At 46.3% G+C, this 14689-nt stretch carries 15 protein-coding genes and 9 tRNA genes; 14 read left to right on the top strand and 10 right to left on the bottom strand.

The window, feature by feature from the left end:
* Window positions 1–26: 26 nt before the first annotated feature.
* Entirely contained in the window at window positions 27–947 is a 921-nt protein-coding gene (gene glsB / locus ACUALS_RS01995) for a glutaminase B (protein WP_454448748.1), read from the bottom strand.
* Window positions 948–1066: 119 nt separating this feature from the next.
* Complete coding sequence (gene trmB, locus ACUALS_RS01990) at window positions 1067–1786, bottom strand: tRNA (guanosine(46)-N7)-methyltransferase TrmB (protein WP_454448747.1); 720 nt, start codon at window positions 1784–1786, stop codon at window positions 1067–1069.
* Window positions 1787–1984: 198 nt separating this feature from the next.
* Between trmB and mutY the strand changes: the two genes are divergently transcribed.
* The 13 genes from mutY (at window position 1985) to ACUALS_RS01925 (ending at window position 7724) form a co-directional block, all read left to right on the top strand.
* Window positions 1985–3040: an A/G-specific adenine glycosylase gene (mutY, locus tag ACUALS_RS01985; protein ID WP_454448746.1), complete on the top strand. Its 1056-nt coding sequence runs from the start codon at window positions 1985–1987 to the stop codon at window positions 3038–3040.
* A gap of 18 nt (window positions 3041–3058) precedes the next feature.
* Window positions 3059–3331, top strand: coding sequence for an oxidative damage protection protein (locus ACUALS_RS01980; RefSeq protein WP_454448745.1), 273 nt, complete (start codon window positions 3059–3061; stop codon window positions 3329–3331).
* A 72-nt stretch (window positions 3332–3403) separates the two neighbouring features.
* Window positions 3404–4540 (top strand): membrane-bound lytic murein transglycosylase MltC, encoded by a 1137-nt coding sequence (gene mltC / locus ACUALS_RS01975; RefSeq protein WP_038137863.1) that lies wholly within the window; start codon window positions 3404–3406, stop codon window positions 4538–4540.
* Between the two features lie 103 nt (window positions 4541–4643).
* A tRNA-Phe gene (locus ACUALS_RS01970) sits at window positions 4644–4719 on the top strand.
* A 66-nt stretch (window positions 4720–4785) separates the two neighbouring features.
* Window positions 4786–4861, top strand: a tRNA-Thr gene (locus tag ACUALS_RS01965).
* A 7-nt stretch (window positions 4862–4868) separates the two neighbouring features.
* Window positions 4869–4944 (top strand) — tRNA-Phe (locus tag ACUALS_RS01960).
* Window positions 4945–4991: 47 nt separating this feature from the next.
* Window positions 4992–5067 (top strand) — tRNA-Asn (locus ACUALS_RS01955).
* Between the two features lie 309 nt (window positions 5068–5376).
* Complete coding sequence (locus ACUALS_RS01950; RefSeq protein ID WP_454448744.1) at window positions 5377–7002, top strand: methyl-accepting chemotaxis protein; 1626 nt, start codon at window positions 5377–5379, stop codon at window positions 7000–7002.
* A gap of 222 nt (window positions 7003–7224) precedes the next feature.
* Window positions 7225–7300, top strand: a tRNA-Phe gene (locus ACUALS_RS01945).
* Window positions 7301–7354: 54 nt separating this feature from the next.
* Window positions 7355–7430 (top strand) — tRNA-Thr (locus ACUALS_RS01940).
* Between the two features lie 21 nt (window positions 7431–7451).
* A tRNA-Asn gene (locus ACUALS_RS01935) sits at window positions 7452–7527 on the top strand.
* A gap of 10 nt (window positions 7528–7537) precedes the next feature.
* Window positions 7538–7613: transfer RNA gene (locus tag ACUALS_RS01930), tRNA-Thr, on the top strand.
* 35 nt (window positions 7614–7648) lie between these two features.
* Window positions 7649–7724, top strand: a tRNA-Asn gene (locus ACUALS_RS01925).
* Between the two features lie 306 nt (window positions 7725–8030).
* Here the strand turns inward: ACUALS_RS01925 and ACUALS_RS01920 are convergent.
* From ACUALS_RS01920 to mlaF, 8 genes are all read right to left on the bottom strand, one after another.
* The gene (locus ACUALS_RS01920) at window positions 8031–8771 is read right to left on the bottom strand and encodes a 1-acylglycerol-3-phosphate O-acyltransferase (RefSeq protein WP_038137868.1); all 741 of its coding nucleotides are present in this window, start codon (window positions 8769–8771) and stop codon (window positions 8031–8033) included.
* 117 nt (window positions 8772–8888) lie between these two features.
* Window positions 8889–10148 carry a UDP-N-acetylglucosamine 1-carboxyvinyltransferase gene (gene murA / locus ACUALS_RS01915; protein ID WP_039478145.1) on the bottom strand — a complete coding sequence of 420 codons (1260 nt, stop codon included), beginning with the start codon at window positions 10146–10148 and terminating at the stop codon, window positions 8889–8891.
* Window positions 10149–10157: 9 nt separating this feature from the next.
* Window positions 10158–10412: a BolA family iron metabolism protein IbaG gene (ibaG, locus tag ACUALS_RS01910; protein ID WP_005476231.1), complete on the bottom strand. Its 255-nt coding sequence runs from the start codon at window positions 10410–10412 to the stop codon at window positions 10158–10160.
* A 13-nt stretch (window positions 10413–10425) separates the two neighbouring features.
* Complete coding sequence (locus tag ACUALS_RS01905) at window positions 10426–10734, bottom strand: STAS domain-containing protein (RefSeq protein WP_454448743.1); 309 nt, start codon at window positions 10732–10734, stop codon at window positions 10426–10428.
* The gene (mlaC, locus tag ACUALS_RS01900) at window positions 10731–11372 is read right to left on the bottom strand and encodes a phospholipid-binding protein MlaC (protein ID WP_005476235.1); all 642 of its coding nucleotides are present in this window, start codon (window positions 11370–11372) and stop codon (window positions 10731–10733) included. The genes ACUALS_RS01905 and mlaC overlap by 4 nt, the downstream gene beginning before the upstream one ends.
* Before the next feature lie 10 nt (window positions 11373–11382).
* A complete protein-coding gene (mlaD, locus tag ACUALS_RS01895; RefSeq protein ID WP_454448742.1) occupies window positions 11383–11865 on the bottom strand; it encodes an outer membrane lipid asymmetry maintenance protein MlaD in 483 nt (160 codons plus the stop codon).
* A 2-nt stretch (window positions 11866–11867) separates the two neighbouring features.
* Entirely contained in the window at window positions 11868–12659 is a 792-nt protein-coding gene (mlaE, locus tag ACUALS_RS01890; protein ID WP_454448741.1) for a lipid asymmetry maintenance ABC transporter permease subunit MlaE, read from the bottom strand.
* Entirely contained in the window at window positions 12656–13453 is a 798-nt protein-coding gene (gene mlaF / locus ACUALS_RS01885; protein WP_005476244.1) for a phospholipid ABC transporter ATP-binding protein MlaF, read from the bottom strand. Before mlaF ends, mlaE begins: the two co-directional genes overlap by 4 nt.
* 243 nt (window positions 13454–13696) lie before the next feature.
* Here mlaF and ACUALS_RS01880 point away from each other — a divergent pair, with 243 nt between their 5' ends.
* Window positions 13697–14668: a calcium/sodium antiporter gene (locus tag ACUALS_RS01880; RefSeq protein WP_454448740.1), complete on the top strand. Its 972-nt coding sequence runs from the start codon at window positions 13697–13699 to the stop codon at window positions 14666–14668.
* Window positions 14669–14689: the final 21 nt, after the last annotated feature.

Raw genomic sequence — 14689 nt, 5'->3', positions numbered from 1 at the left:
ACCCGTTGTTTATAAGGCGTGTCAGGTTAGAAGATAGAACGACCGATTCGCTCAGCAAGCAACTCTAACGCTTTGGTTCCTGCCAATGAGTTACCTGAAGGATCAAGTTCAGGCGACCAAACCGCAATTGTCATTTCTCCGGGAACTACTGCAATGATGCCCCCACCAACCCCTGATTTACCCGGCATACCCACGCGATACGCAAACTCGCCCGCTCCGTCATAGAGGCCACACGTTGCCAGTAATGCATTGAGCTGCTTCGTTTGAATTGGCGTAATTACGGGTTTACCCGTTTGCACTGATGTCCCTTTGTTGGCCAAGTAGCTGAAGGTCTTTGCTAAATCGACGCAGCTCATTTTGAGCGCACAGGCGTGGAAATAGTTGTTCAGTACCGGAATCACATCGTTTTCAAAGTTACCAAACGAGCGCATCAGATACGCGATCGCTGCATTGCGATCGCTGTGCATCATCTCCGAAGCTGCCACCACTTTGTCATAACAAATATGGGTATCGCCCGATAGCTGACGAACGAATTCAAGCAGTCGTTGGCGCGGCGCCGACAAACGGCTGTTGAGCAAGTCAGCCACCACAATCGCACCCGCATTAATAAACGGGTTACGTGGAATGCCTTGTTCCATCTCGAGCTGAATCAGTGAGTTAAACGCCTGACCCGATGGTTCTTTACCAACTCGACTCCAAATCTCGTCCGGTTTATACAAGCACATGGCAAGCGTTAGGCTCAGCGCTTTAGAGATGGATTGAATGGAAAAAGACTCATCAGCATCTCCAGCTTTGATCACTTGACCATCGTTGGTAAATACCGCAATCCCCAGTTTGTTTGCCGGCACTTTCGCGAGAGCCGGAATGTAATCAGCAACTTTACCTCTCCCAATCAGAGGACGAACCTCTTCTAGGATTTCAGTGAGAATTTCTTTTGTCGGTTTCATGGCAACCTTAAAAATCAATTAGTTATTATTATTTTCTTGTAGGGTCAAAAAAGCCAACATCGTGGAATGTTGGCTTTCTCGTTGTTTGTTGAGCGGTTAGCAGAGTAACCTGCGCGAGGCTATTTTACGCGCTTGTATTTAATATCCCAAACACCGTGCCCCAAACGGTGACCGCGCGCTTCAAATTTTGTTAGCGGGCGCTCATCAGGGCGAGGAATGTAATCACCATCCTCCGCGATGTTCTCAAAACCAGGCGCTTGATTCATCACTTCGATCATGTGCTCTGCGTAGTTTTCCCAGTCTGTCGCCATATGGAAAATACCTTCACCATTAATCAGTTTTTGGCGAACCATTTCAGCGAAGTCGAGCTGAACAATACGACGCTTGTGGTGGCGCTTCTTGTGCCATGGGTCAGGGAAGAAGAGTTGCAGCGTTGCTAGGCTGCTATCAGGGATCATGTGCTCAAACACTTCTACCGCATCGTGACACATAACGCGTAGGTTAGTTATACCTGCCTCGCGAGCGTCAGACAGACACGCGCCCACGCCAGGGCTGTGTACTTCGATGCCGATAAAGTTCTTTTCTGGTGCATTCTTCGCCATTTCAACCAGCGAAGCGCCCATACCAAAACCAATCTCGAGAACGACAGGATTATCGTTGCCAAACACTTCTTTCCAATCAAGAAGCTTTTCTTGGTAATCAATACCCATGGTTGGCCAACACTCATTCATCGCGTTTTCTTGACCTTTGGTCAAACGACCTTCGCGGCGAACAAAGCTGCGAATTTTGCGTATCAGTTTACCGTCTTCGTTGTACTCGTTAGTGGTCACTTCACTCATGATTTTGCCTGTTTAAAATTTGGTCTCGACTCAAAGGGATTGTGATTATCCAAAGAATTGCCACTGGTGCAAGTTTTTTAGCGAATTCCACTCTTATCCCTGCTGGAAAGTATACCCTTACTGTTTGTCGGTTGTACTTTACCTACAAACTATGATGCAATTTTGTCAGATTCGATAACAAAATAAACAGAGCAAGTCGTGACTCCATTCGCTAGTGCCATCCTAGAGTGGTATGAAAACTATGGCCGTAAAAGCCTACCTTGGCAGCAAGATAAAACCGCATATAGCGTTTGGCTGTCTGAAATCATGTTGCAACAAACTCAAGTTGCTACCGTCATCCCCTATTACCAACGTTTTCTAGAGCGATTCCCAACGGTTATCGATTTAGCCAACGCTGAGCAAGATGAAGTTCTCCATCTTTGGACGGGACTGGGCTATTACGCGCGAGCTCGTAACCTACATAAAGCCGCGAGAGTGGTCGCGGAACAATATGGAGGAGAGTTTCCGCTCAACATAGAAGAGATGAATGCGCTACCCGGTATTGGACGTTCCACAGCCGCAGCGATTCTTTCCTCAGTCTATAAACAACCACACGCCATATTAGATGGAAACGTTAAGCGAACCTTAGCGCGCAGCTTTGCTGTAAAAGGTTGGCCCGGACAAAAGAAAGTTGAAAATCAATTGTGGCACTACGCAGAGGCGCACACGCCCGATGTGGACGTCGATAAATACAATCAAGCCATGATGGACATGGGCGCAATGGTGTGCACGCGCAGCAAGCCCAAGTGTACCTTGTGCCCAGTCGAATCAATGTGCGTTGCCAAACAGCAAGGTAATCCGCTTGATTATCCAGGTAAAAAGCCGAAAAAAGAGAAGCCCGTGAAAGAGGCATGGTTTGTAATGCTTCACTTCGATGGCAAAGTCTGGCTAGAGCAACGCCCGCAGTCTGGTATCTGGGGCGGACTATTCTGCTTTCCAGAACACAGTGACGCCGATATTCAGCATCAGTTGGACCTTCGCGGCATCTTAGAAACTAGCATCAAGCAAACCAGCCAACTGATCGCTTTTCGTCATACCTTCAGTCACTACCACCTCGACATCACCCCAATTTTGGTAGACTTATCAAACCAACCTAATCTGGTAATGGAAGCAGGCAAAGGTCTTTGGTATAACTTATCCCAACCTGAAGAGATCGGTTTAGCCGCACCAGTCAAACAATTGCTGGAAAGCTTACCCTTTGAGCTTCAACATTAATCTATTTAAGGAATCGTTATGAGCCGCACCGTATTTTGTGCTCGACTGCAGAAAGAAGCTGACGGTCTAGACTTTCAACTTTATCCAGGTGAACTGGGCAAACGTATTTTCGACAACATTTCAAGAGAAGCTTGGGCTGAGTGGCAACACAAACAGACCATGCTGATCAATGAAAAGAAACTCAACATGATGGATCCTGAGCATCGTAAACTGCTTGAAGCAGAGATGGTCAGCTTCTTATTTGAAGGCAAAGAGGTTCACATCGAGGGTTATACGCCACCGAGTGAGTAAAAACTCACCGAAGCGTAACGATCAACGAAAAGACATCACTGCATTGCATTGATGTCTTTTTTTAGGAGAATTATGAAGAAGTTAGCCTACTTTGCTCTGGCAATGACCTTGACCGGCTGCAGCCGAGAATTTGTCGAAAGCATGTATGACGTCAATTACGAACCGACCAACCGTTTTGCAAAAAACCTAGCGGGGCTACCTGGTCAATTCGCGAAAGATACCGATGCCCTTGACGCCCTAATCAATAGTTTTTCAGGCAACATTGAAAAACGCTGGGGACGGAATGAAATCAAGTTTGCGGGCAAAAGTAACTACGTTAAGTACATCGACAATTATTTGAGCCGCTCAGAGGTGAACTTCGATAAAGGGTTGATCACGGTAGAGACCGTCTCTCCGACCGACCCAAAAGGGCATTTAAAAAATGCCATCATCACCACACTCCTAACACCAGACGACCCAGCCAACGTTGATCTGTTCTCTTCTAAAGAGATCACCCTCGAGGGCCAGCCCTTTCTTTATCGACAAGTGGTTGATCAAGATAAACAACCCATTCAGTGGTCTTGGCGAGCCAATCGATTTGCCGATTATCTGATCGCCAATCATCTCAAGGTCAAAGATGTCGACTTTAAGAAAGCCTACTATGTCGAAATTCCTATGGTGGAAGAACAGTTCGAGATTCGCAGTTATAAATACGCAGACATTGTTCAGCGCGCTTCTCGTAAGTACGACATCCCCGAAGATCTAATTTACGCCATCATTAAAACTGAGAGCAGCTTTAACCCTTACGCGGTCAGTTGGGCCAATGCCTATGGCTTGATGCAAGTTGTCCCTAAGACAGCGGGTAAAGATGTGTTTAAGCTCGTAAAGAAAAAGTCGGGGGAGCCAACTCCAGAGTATTTATTTAACCCTGAAAACAACATAGATACTGGTACCGCTTACTTCTACATTTTGAAAAACCGCTATTTGAAAGACGTCAATCACCCACTTTCACTCGAGTACAGCATGATCTCAGCGTACAACGGGGGGACGGGGGGCGTGCTAAACACCTTTAATCGCAGTGATAGAAAACGAGCAATGCGGGACTTGAACTCATTGCAACCCAATCAGGTCTATTGGGCGCTCACGAAAAAGCACCCAAATGCCGAAGCGCGCCGATACTTAGAAAAAGTCACCAAATTCAAAAAAGATTTTAACTCAGGGAAAACATAACCAGTCAAAACGACTAAATAATCGACACTTAAGCACTTTTTTGATTTTTTTTCTAAAAACCTGTTGACGGCAAGACCGAAAATCCGTTTAATAGCGCTCCGTCGCCCGGATAGCTCAGTCGGTAGAGCAGAGGATTGAAAATCCTCGTGTCGGTGGTTCGATTCCGCCTCCGGGCACCACAATTTGATTTGTTGGTGTCTTAATAAAACGTTATAACACGGACAAAAGCACAAAGAATACAGTGTGCCGACTTAGCTCAGTAGGTAGAGCAACTGACTTGTAATCAGTAGGTCACCAGTTCGATTCCGGTAGTCGGCACCATTCTTTTGCCTCGATAGCTCAGTCGGTAGAGCAGAGGATTGAAAATCCTCGTGTCGGTGGTTCGATTCCGCCTCGAGGCACCATTATTTGGTGCGCTTGCTTAGTAATAGCAAGACACAAACAGAATAGTTCCTCCTTAGCTCAGTTGGTAGAGCGACGGACTGTTAATCCGCAGGTCGCTGGTTCGAGCCCAGCAGGAGGAGCCACTTTAAGAAGCCAAGTCGAAAGACTTGGCTTTTTTCATTTCTGATGTCCTCAGTTCTCTGGTCTCTTTAAAAAAACCTTACCTCTATCGCCTTCGAGCGTAATGGCACTTGCGTTAACTTAAACAATTGGATTGCTATGCACTAGCTTTCTTAAAAAGAACTTATTTTACACTTAAAATTTAATCTCAATCATAGTTTGAACCCTGTCTGCTATTAGCTTCTTATCTTCTACACTAATATGAAGGTTGTGTTACAGGTCGACGTGTAACTGTAATAAATATAAAAATGACTTATTTGTGAGCTGATTTTATGAAACTAAAGACACAAGCTTATTTATTATCAGGAATTATCTTGATCGCTTTACTCGCTTTAACTGCAACGGGTTTATGGACGTTACGTGTCGCCAGTAATCTGGATAACAAAGCGCGTGTAACGGAGCTGTTCAAAAGTGCGTACAGCATCCTTACTGAAGTGGAGAAAATGGCAGTCGAAGGCACCTTGGCAGAAGATGAAGCCAAAGCGCTTGCCACTAGACTGCTGCGCAACAACATCTACAAAGACAACGAGTACGTGTATGTTGCCGATGATAAAATGACTTTCGTTGCGACGCCGCTAGATCCGCAACTTCATGGCACAAGTTTCCATGACTTCAAGGATGGCAACGGCAACAGTGTTGGCCAATTAATCCTTGATGTTTTAGGGCGCAGCTCTGGCAAGATCGTTGAATATACTTGGACACAAAAATTGGCTGATGGCTCGATTGAAGAAAAACTCTCGATTGCCGAGCGAACACCTCATTGGGGCTGGGTTGTTGGTACGGGTATTGGTTTCAACGAAGTAAACGCTCGCTTCTGGTCAACGGCGCAATGGCAGCTCATGCTATGTCTTTTGATTGCGGGTTCAATCTTAGCCGCACTGATCGTTTCCATTCGCCGAATGCTTGCTCTGCTTGGTGGTGAGCCTCAAGATGTCCGTAAAGCAGTTCAAGATGTGGCTAATGGACACATTCAGACGTCATTCAACGAAAAAGCACCATCAGGCAGTATCTATGAAGCAGTGCAGCAAATGAGTCAATCGCTGGCGCAGTTGGTCGAAAATCTAGACGGCTCAATGCACGCTCTTCGTGGTGAGCTGGCGAATGTGGAAGAACGAGCGGCAAGCATCGCTCAGCTCACGGACTCTCAGCAGCAGTCAACAGAGATGATCGCCACAGCAATGACGGAGATGGCATCATCCGCTAACAATGTTGCAGACTCTGCAAGCGACACAGCGAAAAACACCGATGAAGCAGATAAACAGTCTCAGCATACGCAGCAATTGATTCACAACACTGTCGACAATATTCAAGGGTTAGCAGGTCAGTTGGGCGCTGCAAGTCGTGCCGTCGCCGACCTAGATAACGACGTCAATAATATAGTGAAAGTTCTCGACGTGATCGGTGATATTGCTGAGCAAACCAACCTTCTTGCTTTGAATGCAGCCATCGAAGCAGCTCGAGCTGGCGAACAAGGCCGAGGTTTTGCCGTTGTTGCAGACGAAGTACGTAATCTCGCAGGACGCACTCAAGATAGCACCAAAGAGATTCAACAGATGATCACCAACTTGCAGGAAGGCTCACGAAATGCCATCCAAACAATGGAAGTGTGTGCGGAAACCAGTGAGAGTACGGTTGAAGAGTCTCAAAATGCCTCAGAAGCACTACAGCAAATCGTGGTTGCATTAGAATCGATTTCTCAAATGAGCCACCAAATTGCGACAGCAGCAGCAGAGCAAACCCAAGTGAGTGACGATATCTCTCAACGTATTAACATGATCGAAGAGAGCGGCACGCAATTAAGTGGTGTGGTAACAGAGAGTCACAACAGCACTCAAAGCTTAGCGAAACTGGCCAATGAGCTTGAAAACTGGCTCAGCAAATTTACTGTTAAGCACTAGTTATCGGCCCAATCCTACAAAAGCACGCTCAAATGCGTGCTTTTTTACTTTCTAAATCCCCCAAACGCAGATAAGACATAGCCTAAGCGTACTGGCCTTCTATACATTTCTTATCCAAAATGGACAAAAACAGCCCATTAAGTATAGAAAAACAACAAACGATATTTTTTTTGCATTTTAATGTTGACCTGAAACACGAAAAGCCTTTTAATACACCTCGTCGCCCGGATAGCTCAGTCGGTAGAGCAGAGGATTGAAAATCCTCGTGTCGGTGGTTCGATTCCGCCTCCGGGCACCACAATTTACTTGTTGGTGTCTTAGCTAGACAACAGCAGTGAAAAGAAATAAATGCGCCGACTTAGCTCAGTAGGTAGAGCAACTGACTTGTAATCAGTAGGTCACCAGTTCGATTCCGGTAGTCGGCACCATTTCTTTTCACAATGAATAATTCCTCCTTAGCTCAGTTGGTAGAGCGACGGACTGTTAATCCGCAGGTCGCTGGTTCGAGCCCAGCAGGAGGAGCCACATTTAGTGTGCCGACTTAGCTCAGTAGGTAGAGCAACTGACTTGTAATCAGTAGGTCACCAGTTCGATTCCGGTAGTCGGCACCATTCTTTCTCTTTAGAAAGATTATAAAAAGAATAATTCCTCCTTAGCTCAGTTGGTAGAGCGACGGACTGTTAATCCGCAGGTCGCTGGTTCGAGCCCAGCAGGAGGAGCCACTTTTTAAAGCCAAGTCGAAAGACTTGGCTTTTTTTATTGCCACAATCTCACCTCCTTTTGCCTAAGATCGCCATCCACTACCCTATCTCCAATTTATCAATTCGAGTATCAACAAGTTGAGATGCCACACAAATACCATTGTGGTTGCAAATTCCATCGTCTCTGCGCCATCAAACCTTTCCCGCGAGTATGACGCTAATTAATAAGCCTTGTCATACGCGCTCAAGAAGCCTTTATGCACAGATACAAAAAAGCCAGCTGTGTTACCACAACTGGCTCAATTCTAACGCTCTGAGTGCTCTCTATTAAGCTTTTACACCTTCTTGCTGATTAAGCATCGCCACTTCATTGTCGAGCTCTTCTAGCTTGGCCTTCATCTGTTCACGGCATGTATTGGCGAGGTCACGAACACTCTCCTTACCATGCGATTCAACCGAAACCGGTGGAAGCATTTCTACAATCACGTGGCCATTGTTCCAACGGTTTAACTTAATGCCACCCGTTGAACTACATACAATAGGAATAATTGGCAATTGAGCACCGATGGCTGCGTGGAAAGCGCCTGTTTTGAACGGCAGTAACCCACGACCGCGTGAACGCGTGCCTTCAGGGAACATCCATACTGACACGTCACTTTGTTTCATTTGGTCAACAACTTGATCAATCGTCCCTTTCGCCTTCGAGCGATTAGCACGGTCAATCAGAATATTCCCCGTCAACCAGTACAGCTGACCAAACAAAGGCATCCAAGCGAGACTCTTTTTACCAACGGTGACCACTTTAGGAGTAACCGCTGAGGAAACTGTAAAGAGGTCCCAGTTATTTTGGTGGTTGGCAATGTAAATATGCTGACCACGCTGATAAGCGTCTTCTGGCAATCGAAGCTCCAACTTGATACCAAAGATACGAGACATCTTGCCGAAAAGGCGACCAAAAGTGAAAACATGCTTAGGATTGCGAGGGCTAAGTAAGCAGTAGCCGCAACCAAACACAAACATTACGACTGCAAAAATCGCAACAGCTAATACACGTAGTAGTGCAATCATTGTGGTTCTCCAAGAACACAGTGAATCAAAATAATTTGAACAGACTCTAACTGATCTATGGCTCATAAAAAAGCCGAAACTGACGTTTCGGCTTACAAATGTTAGCTGAAGAGAGGATTAATCACGAAATCTCTCAATCTTCGCTCCCAACGCAGACAACTTATCTTCAATTTTGTCGTAGCCACGATCAATGTGGTAAATACGATCAACAATGGTTTCGCCGCTTGCGATACAACCTGCAATCACTAAGCTTGCAGATGCACGTAGGTCTGTCGCCATCACTTGTGCACCGCTCAGCTCTTCAACATCGCCACAAATCACGGTGTTGCCTTCAATTTCAGCTTTCGCGCCCATGCGCATCAGCTCAGGGACGTGCATAAAGCGGTTCTCGAAGATAGTCTCGGTAATGACACCGCCACCTTTAGCCATCATGTTCAATAGCGTAAATTGCGCCTGCATGTCCGTTGGGAAACCTGGGTGTGGCGCCGTACGAATCGTCACAGCTTTGAGTTCTCGACCTGTCATGTCGACAGAGATCCAGTCTTCACCTGTTTCGACAAGAGCTCCAGCCTCTTCTAGCTTAGCAAGTGCCGCTTCTAGAAGGTGCGCACTGGTGTTGCGACATACCACTTTACCGCCAGATACAGCGGCAGCAACAAGGAACGTACCCGTTTCGATGCGGTCAGCAACCACAGCATGCTTGCCGCCACCAAGTTTCTCAACGCCTTCAATCGTAATCGTATCAGTGCCAGCACCAGAGATCTTTGCCCCAAGTTTATTCAAAAAGTCAGCGGTATCGACGATTTCAGGCTCGCGAGCGGCGTTGTCCAGCGTTGTCTTACCCTCAGCAAGCGTTGCTGCACACATAATGGTAATCGTCGCACCCACGCTGACTTTATCCATCACGATGTGAGCGCCTTTTAAGCGACCATCAACATTCGCCTTCACATAGCCATCTTCAAGTGTAATGGTGGCACCAAGCTGCTCTAACCCATGGATATGAAGATCAACCGGACGTGCTCCAATCGCACAACCGCCAGGTAGAGAAACCTGACCTTGGCCAAAACGAGCGACTAGAGGTCCAAGCGCCCAAATGGATGCACGCATGGTTTTTACTAGGTCATAAGGCGCGCAGTACTCATTGATACTGCCCGCATCGACATGCACAGAGCCGTTACGCTCAACTTTGGCACCTAAACGCTTAAGCAGTTCCATCGTGGTATCAATATCACGAAGGTGAGGTACGTTTGCCACTTCAACTGGCTCTTCCGCCAAAATCGAAGCAAATAAAATCGGCAGTGCTGCGTTTTTTGCACCTGAAATGGTGACTTCACCGACGAGAGGCTGTTTAGACCCCGTTACACGAAACTTTTCCATTACTAAACCTTACAGTGACATCAACTTCTTATCACGAGCCCACTCATCAGGAGTGAAAGCTTTAATAGAGACTGCGTGAATGTCGTTTCTTTGGATATATTCCATCAGCGGTGCATAAATGAGTTGTTGTTTCTTAACGCGGCTCATTCCATCGAAACTAGCATCAACAGCAATCACTTCGTAATGGCTTCCTTCACCTTTAACCATGATCTCTTCTAGGTTTAGAGCTTGTTCTAAAATCTGTTGTACTTTTGCGCTATCCACAATTCACCCCTGTTTAATTCTTTAAATGCCCGTCGAGATGTTGTTCGACATTACTTAACTGAAATAAGGTTTTCAGTTGTTTTGGCACGAAGCTGAGCATTATATGACAGTTTTGTTTTTTTGCATGCTCTAATAGGTGAATTAACATCACCATTCCAGCAGAATCGACACGTTTTACTTGCTCCAATGAGAGCTCAATTTCATTTGCCGTGACATCCCACTGTTTCAACTGTTCCCAGAGCAGTGGCACAGACTCTCTATCAAGTGCGCCTGATAGCACATAGCTGTCTTCCGCGATACATCGCCATTGCTGCTGGCTCATTGCTGCTGGCTCTCAAAACGAATAGGTTGCTTCGCCAATTGCTCGAGTTCTTCAGCCACCACTAGAATGCCATCTTGACGCAACTTGCTGCTCCACTCCGATTGCTTACTTGAGAGCAAGCTAATACCCTCAGCAATCATATCGAATGCTTTCCACTCACCGGTTTTCTTATCCTTTCGAAGTTTGAACTCCAATTTGATGTTCGGGCGAGGCGAGTCGATGATCTCTACTTTAATACCAGTAATACTTTTACTTGCATCAAGCTTAGGCTCTGGTTCAAAGGCAACCTCTTGATCGGTATATTGCGTCAAGACTTGCGCGTAAGACGTCACCAGATAAGCGCGGAAAGAGTGGATAAATGTCGCAACATCCTCTCGCTTCGCCCCTTTCAAGTTGGGACCTAGCAACTTCAATGCAGCGTATTGCTCATTGACGTAAGGCATCATCTCTTCTTCAACGATCACCTTTAGATAGTCTGGGTCTTGCTGAACTTTCGGCTGCTCTGCTTTCAAGCGCGCGAATGCTACTTCAGCCACTTGCTTCATCATTTGGTATGGCTGCGTTTTATCGATTTCAGCTGCCATGACATTGGACGCGAAAACAATACCAATAAAAGTGAGTACTAACTTTTTCAACATAACTGGTTCCCTATTCGCTTGCTGAGTCACCGCCAACGCTATACAGCACTTGGCCAATCAAATCTTCGAGTACAATAGCGGACTTGGTGTCCTCGATGAAATCGCCATCCACCAGCATCTGTTCATCTTCAAAGACAAAACCCGGAGTCAATCCAATGTACTGCTCACCAATCAGACCTGAGGTCAAAATCTTTACGCTGGACGTTTCTGAAAACTGATCGTATTTCGCGTTAATCGCCATGCTTACCACAGGGAGCAATGAATCCGTATTCAAGCCAATGTCCGTTACTCGCCCAACAACAACGCCGCCGACTTTAACTGGCGAGCGAACTTTTAAGCTGCCGATATTGTCAAACTCAGCCTTGAGCGTGTAAGTATCGCTGGAGCCAAATCCCTTAACGTCAGCGACTTGAAAAATCATTACCAGAATTGCGCAAATTCCGGCAAGGACAAAACTACCAACCCATAATTCAGTTTTTCGTGTTTGCTGCATGTTTAGTTCCCAAACATCAATGCTGTCAGTACAAAGTCTAATCCCAGTACTGCAAGTGAAGAGTGTACCACTGTGCGAGTTGTCGCTCGGCTTATACCTTCCGAGGTCGGAATCGCATCGTATCCGTTAAATAGAGCAATCCAAGTCACCGTAATCGCAAATACTAGGCTCTTGATCATGCTGTTGCCAATGTCTTGTCCAAGTTCAACCGATGATTGCATCGCAGCCCAAAAGCTGCCGTGATCGATCCCTTTCCAGTCAACACCAACCAACTGTCCACCCCAGATCCCTACTGCCATAAAGATCATCGCAAGCAAAGGCATCGAAATGACACCCGCCCAAAAACGTGGTGCAATCACCCGTTTCAGTGGGTCAACCGCCATCATTTCCATACTCGAAAGTTGCTCTGTGGCTTTCATAAGACCAATTTCAGCGGTCAAAGCGGAACCTGCGCGTCCAGCAAACAACAGTGCTGTCACAACCGGTCCTAGCTCTCGCAGTAATGAGAGCGCGACCATTTGCCCTAATGCCCCTTCAGCGCCGAAATCAATCAAAATAACGTAGCCCTGAAGGCTCAAGACCATACCGATAAACAAACCAGAGAGGACAATAATCAGCAGCGATTGTACGCCAACACTGTAAAGCTGCTTAATCAATAGAGGGAGATTTGCTATCGGTTGAGGACGGGACGCCAAGGCGCCAAATAGCATTAAACTGGCTCGGCCAAACGAAGCAATGACAGAGAGCGCTCTGCGGCCAGTGGAAGCAACAAAATCAGTAAGATGTGCCATCATTGAAATAGCTCCTGCATGATTGGCTCAGCGGGATAACGAAATGGAACAGGTCCATCAGCGTCGCCTTGCAAAAACTGTTGCACTTGAGGATCAGGGTTGTCACGCAACTCCTGTGGCGTCCCCTTGGCAATCACTTTACCGTTAGCAAGAATGTAGACCCAATCAGCGATACTCATGACTTCTGGAACATCATGCGAAACGACAATCGATGTGACTCCTAGTGCTTGGTTCAGATTACGAATAAGCTCAACTAAGACGCCCATGGTAATCGGGTCTTGGCCAACAAAAGGCTCATCAAACATGATTAAATCGGGGTCAAGGGCGATGGCTCTGGCTAACGCCGCTCTTCGAGCCATCCCTCCAGAAAGCTCGCTCGGCATTAGCTGAGCAGCACCTCGCAACCCCACCGCTTCTAGCTTTAAAAGCACTAATGTTCGAATCAGTTCTTCAGAAAGTTGCGTGTGTTCGCGCAGTGGAAAAGCGACATTGTCAAAGACCGTCAGATCGGTGAACAAAGCACCTGATTGAAATAGCATGCTCATTTTTTTTCGAGCGGAGTAAAGCTGCTTACGACTTAATGATGGAATGTTATCGCCATCAAACCAAATCTCGCCACTCTCAGGGGATATTTGGCCGCCAATCAGACGCAACAAGGTAGTCTTACCGATACCGGAAGGCCCCATAATCGCCGTCACTTTTCCCTTTGGTACTCGAAGGCTAACGTCATCAAATATCTTACGATTACCTCGGGTAAACGTAATTTTATTGACCGTTACCAAGTCTTCTGATGTCATCACATACTCATATTAAGTCGCTAGAATGGGCAATCATAAGCACATTCAAATTGAATTAAAAGCACTGTTCAATTAAAAGTCATTGATTCAAACCGAGGCATCGGTTTAGACGTCAATCTAACTTAAGCACGAAATGTGAATCATTGCTTAACAATTAATTGAATGAACTGCTTCCCTTTTATAAACCAAACCGTCAAAATTAACGGTTAAATTCTCTCGTTTGTATATTAATTAGGAAGCATCATGTTTGAAGCGGTCGCGTTTCTCATCATAGGATTAGTGTTTTTAGTCTGGAGTGCAGACAAACTGGTATTTGGCGCCGCAGCACTAGCGCGTAACGTCGGCATTTCACCTTTGGTGATTGGTATGACAATCCTTGCGATGGGCTCATCTGCTCCAGAAATGATGGTTTCTGCTACCGCCGCACTCGATGGCAAAACAGATACGGCTGTTGGGAATGTACTGGGTTCAAACATCGCGAATATAGCGTTGATTCTGGGTATTACTGCGCTCATCAAACCTCTTTCGATCAGCTCTGCCGTGCTGCGCCGAGAACTTCCTTTAATGATCGGAGTGACCATTCTTTCCGGTATTTTACTTTGGGATAGCCACCTAGGTTTTTACGAAGGCATTCTGTTATTTGTTCTATTTGCCGCTTTTATTATTACAATGCTTCGCATCAGCCAAAAAGAAAAAGCCGCTGGCACGTCGGACGCGCTACTCGAAGAACAAGAGTCAGAAGTGCCTGATGGTGTGAGTAACGGGAAAGCGGCCATGTGGGTAGTCATCGGTCTAATTATTCTTCCTCTAGCGGCAGACGTACTAGTCGACAACGCCGTTATCATTGCTCAGTACTTTGGCATGAGCGATCTGGTGATTGGCTTAACCATTATCGCCGTCGGCACCAGCCTGCCAGAGCTTGCAGCTTCTCTTGCTGGAGTGATGAAAGGGGAAGACGATATGGCGGTTGGTAACATTATTGGCTCCAACGTGTTTAATATTCTCGCCGTAATGGGCATCCCTGGTATTTTAAACCCATCCATCTTAAGTGATTACGCGATGGGACGCGATTTCTGGGTTATGCTCGGCGTTTCTCTATTACTCGTTGTCATGGCGCTGGGCAAATCGCGAAGCATTAATCGCATTGAAGGTGGCGTATTGTTCTGTACCTTTATCGCCTACCAAGCTTATTTGATTCTTAATATGACCGCTTAATGACCGTTTCCTTGGAGTTTG

The sequence above is a fragment of the Vibrio sp. NH-7 genome (assembly GCF_053643215.1).
Note: the sequence above shows the minus strand (reverse complement) of the source record. Positions and strands in the feature narration are given on the sequence as shown.

Coding starts and splice junctions, on each gene's coding strand:
- murA (WP_039478145.1), bottom strand. CDS start 10,148: ATGGAAAAGTTTCGTGTAACGGGGTCTAAACAGCCTCTCGTCGGTGAA.
- glsB (WP_454448748.1), bottom strand. CDS start 947: ATGAAACCGACAAAAGAAATTCTCACTGAAATCCTAGAAGAGGTTCGT.
- ACUALS_RS01905 (WP_454448743.1), bottom strand. CDS start 10,734: ATGAGCCAGCAGCAATGGCGATGTATCGCGGAAGACAGCTATGTGCTA.
- mlaF (WP_005476244.1), bottom strand. CDS start 13,453: ATGACATCAGAAGACTTGGTAACGGTCAATAAAATTACGTTTACCCGA.
- mlaC (WP_005476235.1), bottom strand. CDS start 11,372: ATGTTGAAAAAGTTAGTACTCACTTTTATTGGTATTGTTTTCGCGTCC.
- trmB (WP_454448747.1), bottom strand. CDS start 1,786: ATGAGTGAAGTGACCACTAACGAGTACAACGAAGACGGTAAACTGATA.
- mlaE (WP_454448741.1), bottom strand. CDS start 12,659: ATGATGGCACATCTTACTGATTTTGTTGCTTCCACTGGCCGCAGAGCG.
- ACUALS_RS01880 (WP_454448740.1), top strand. CDS start 13,697: ATGTTTGAAGCGGTCGCGTTTCTCATCATAGGATTAGTGTTTTTAGTC.
- ACUALS_RS01950 (WP_454448744.1), top strand. CDS start 5,377: ATGAAACTAAAGACACAAGCTTATTTATTATCAGGAATTATCTTGATC.
- ACUALS_RS01980 (WP_454448745.1), top strand. CDS start 3,059: ATGAGCCGCACCGTATTTTGTGCTCGACTGCAGAAAGAAGCTGACGGT.
- mltC (WP_038137863.1), top strand. CDS start 3,404: ATGAAGAAGTTAGCCTACTTTGCTCTGGCAATGACCTTGACCGGCTGC.
- ACUALS_RS01920 (WP_038137868.1), bottom strand. CDS start 8,771: ATGATTGCACTACTACGTGTATTAGCTGTTGCGATTTTTGCAGTCGTA.
- mlaD (WP_454448742.1), bottom strand. CDS start 11,865: ATGCAGCAAACACGAAAAACTGAATTATGGGTTGGTAGTTTTGTCCTT.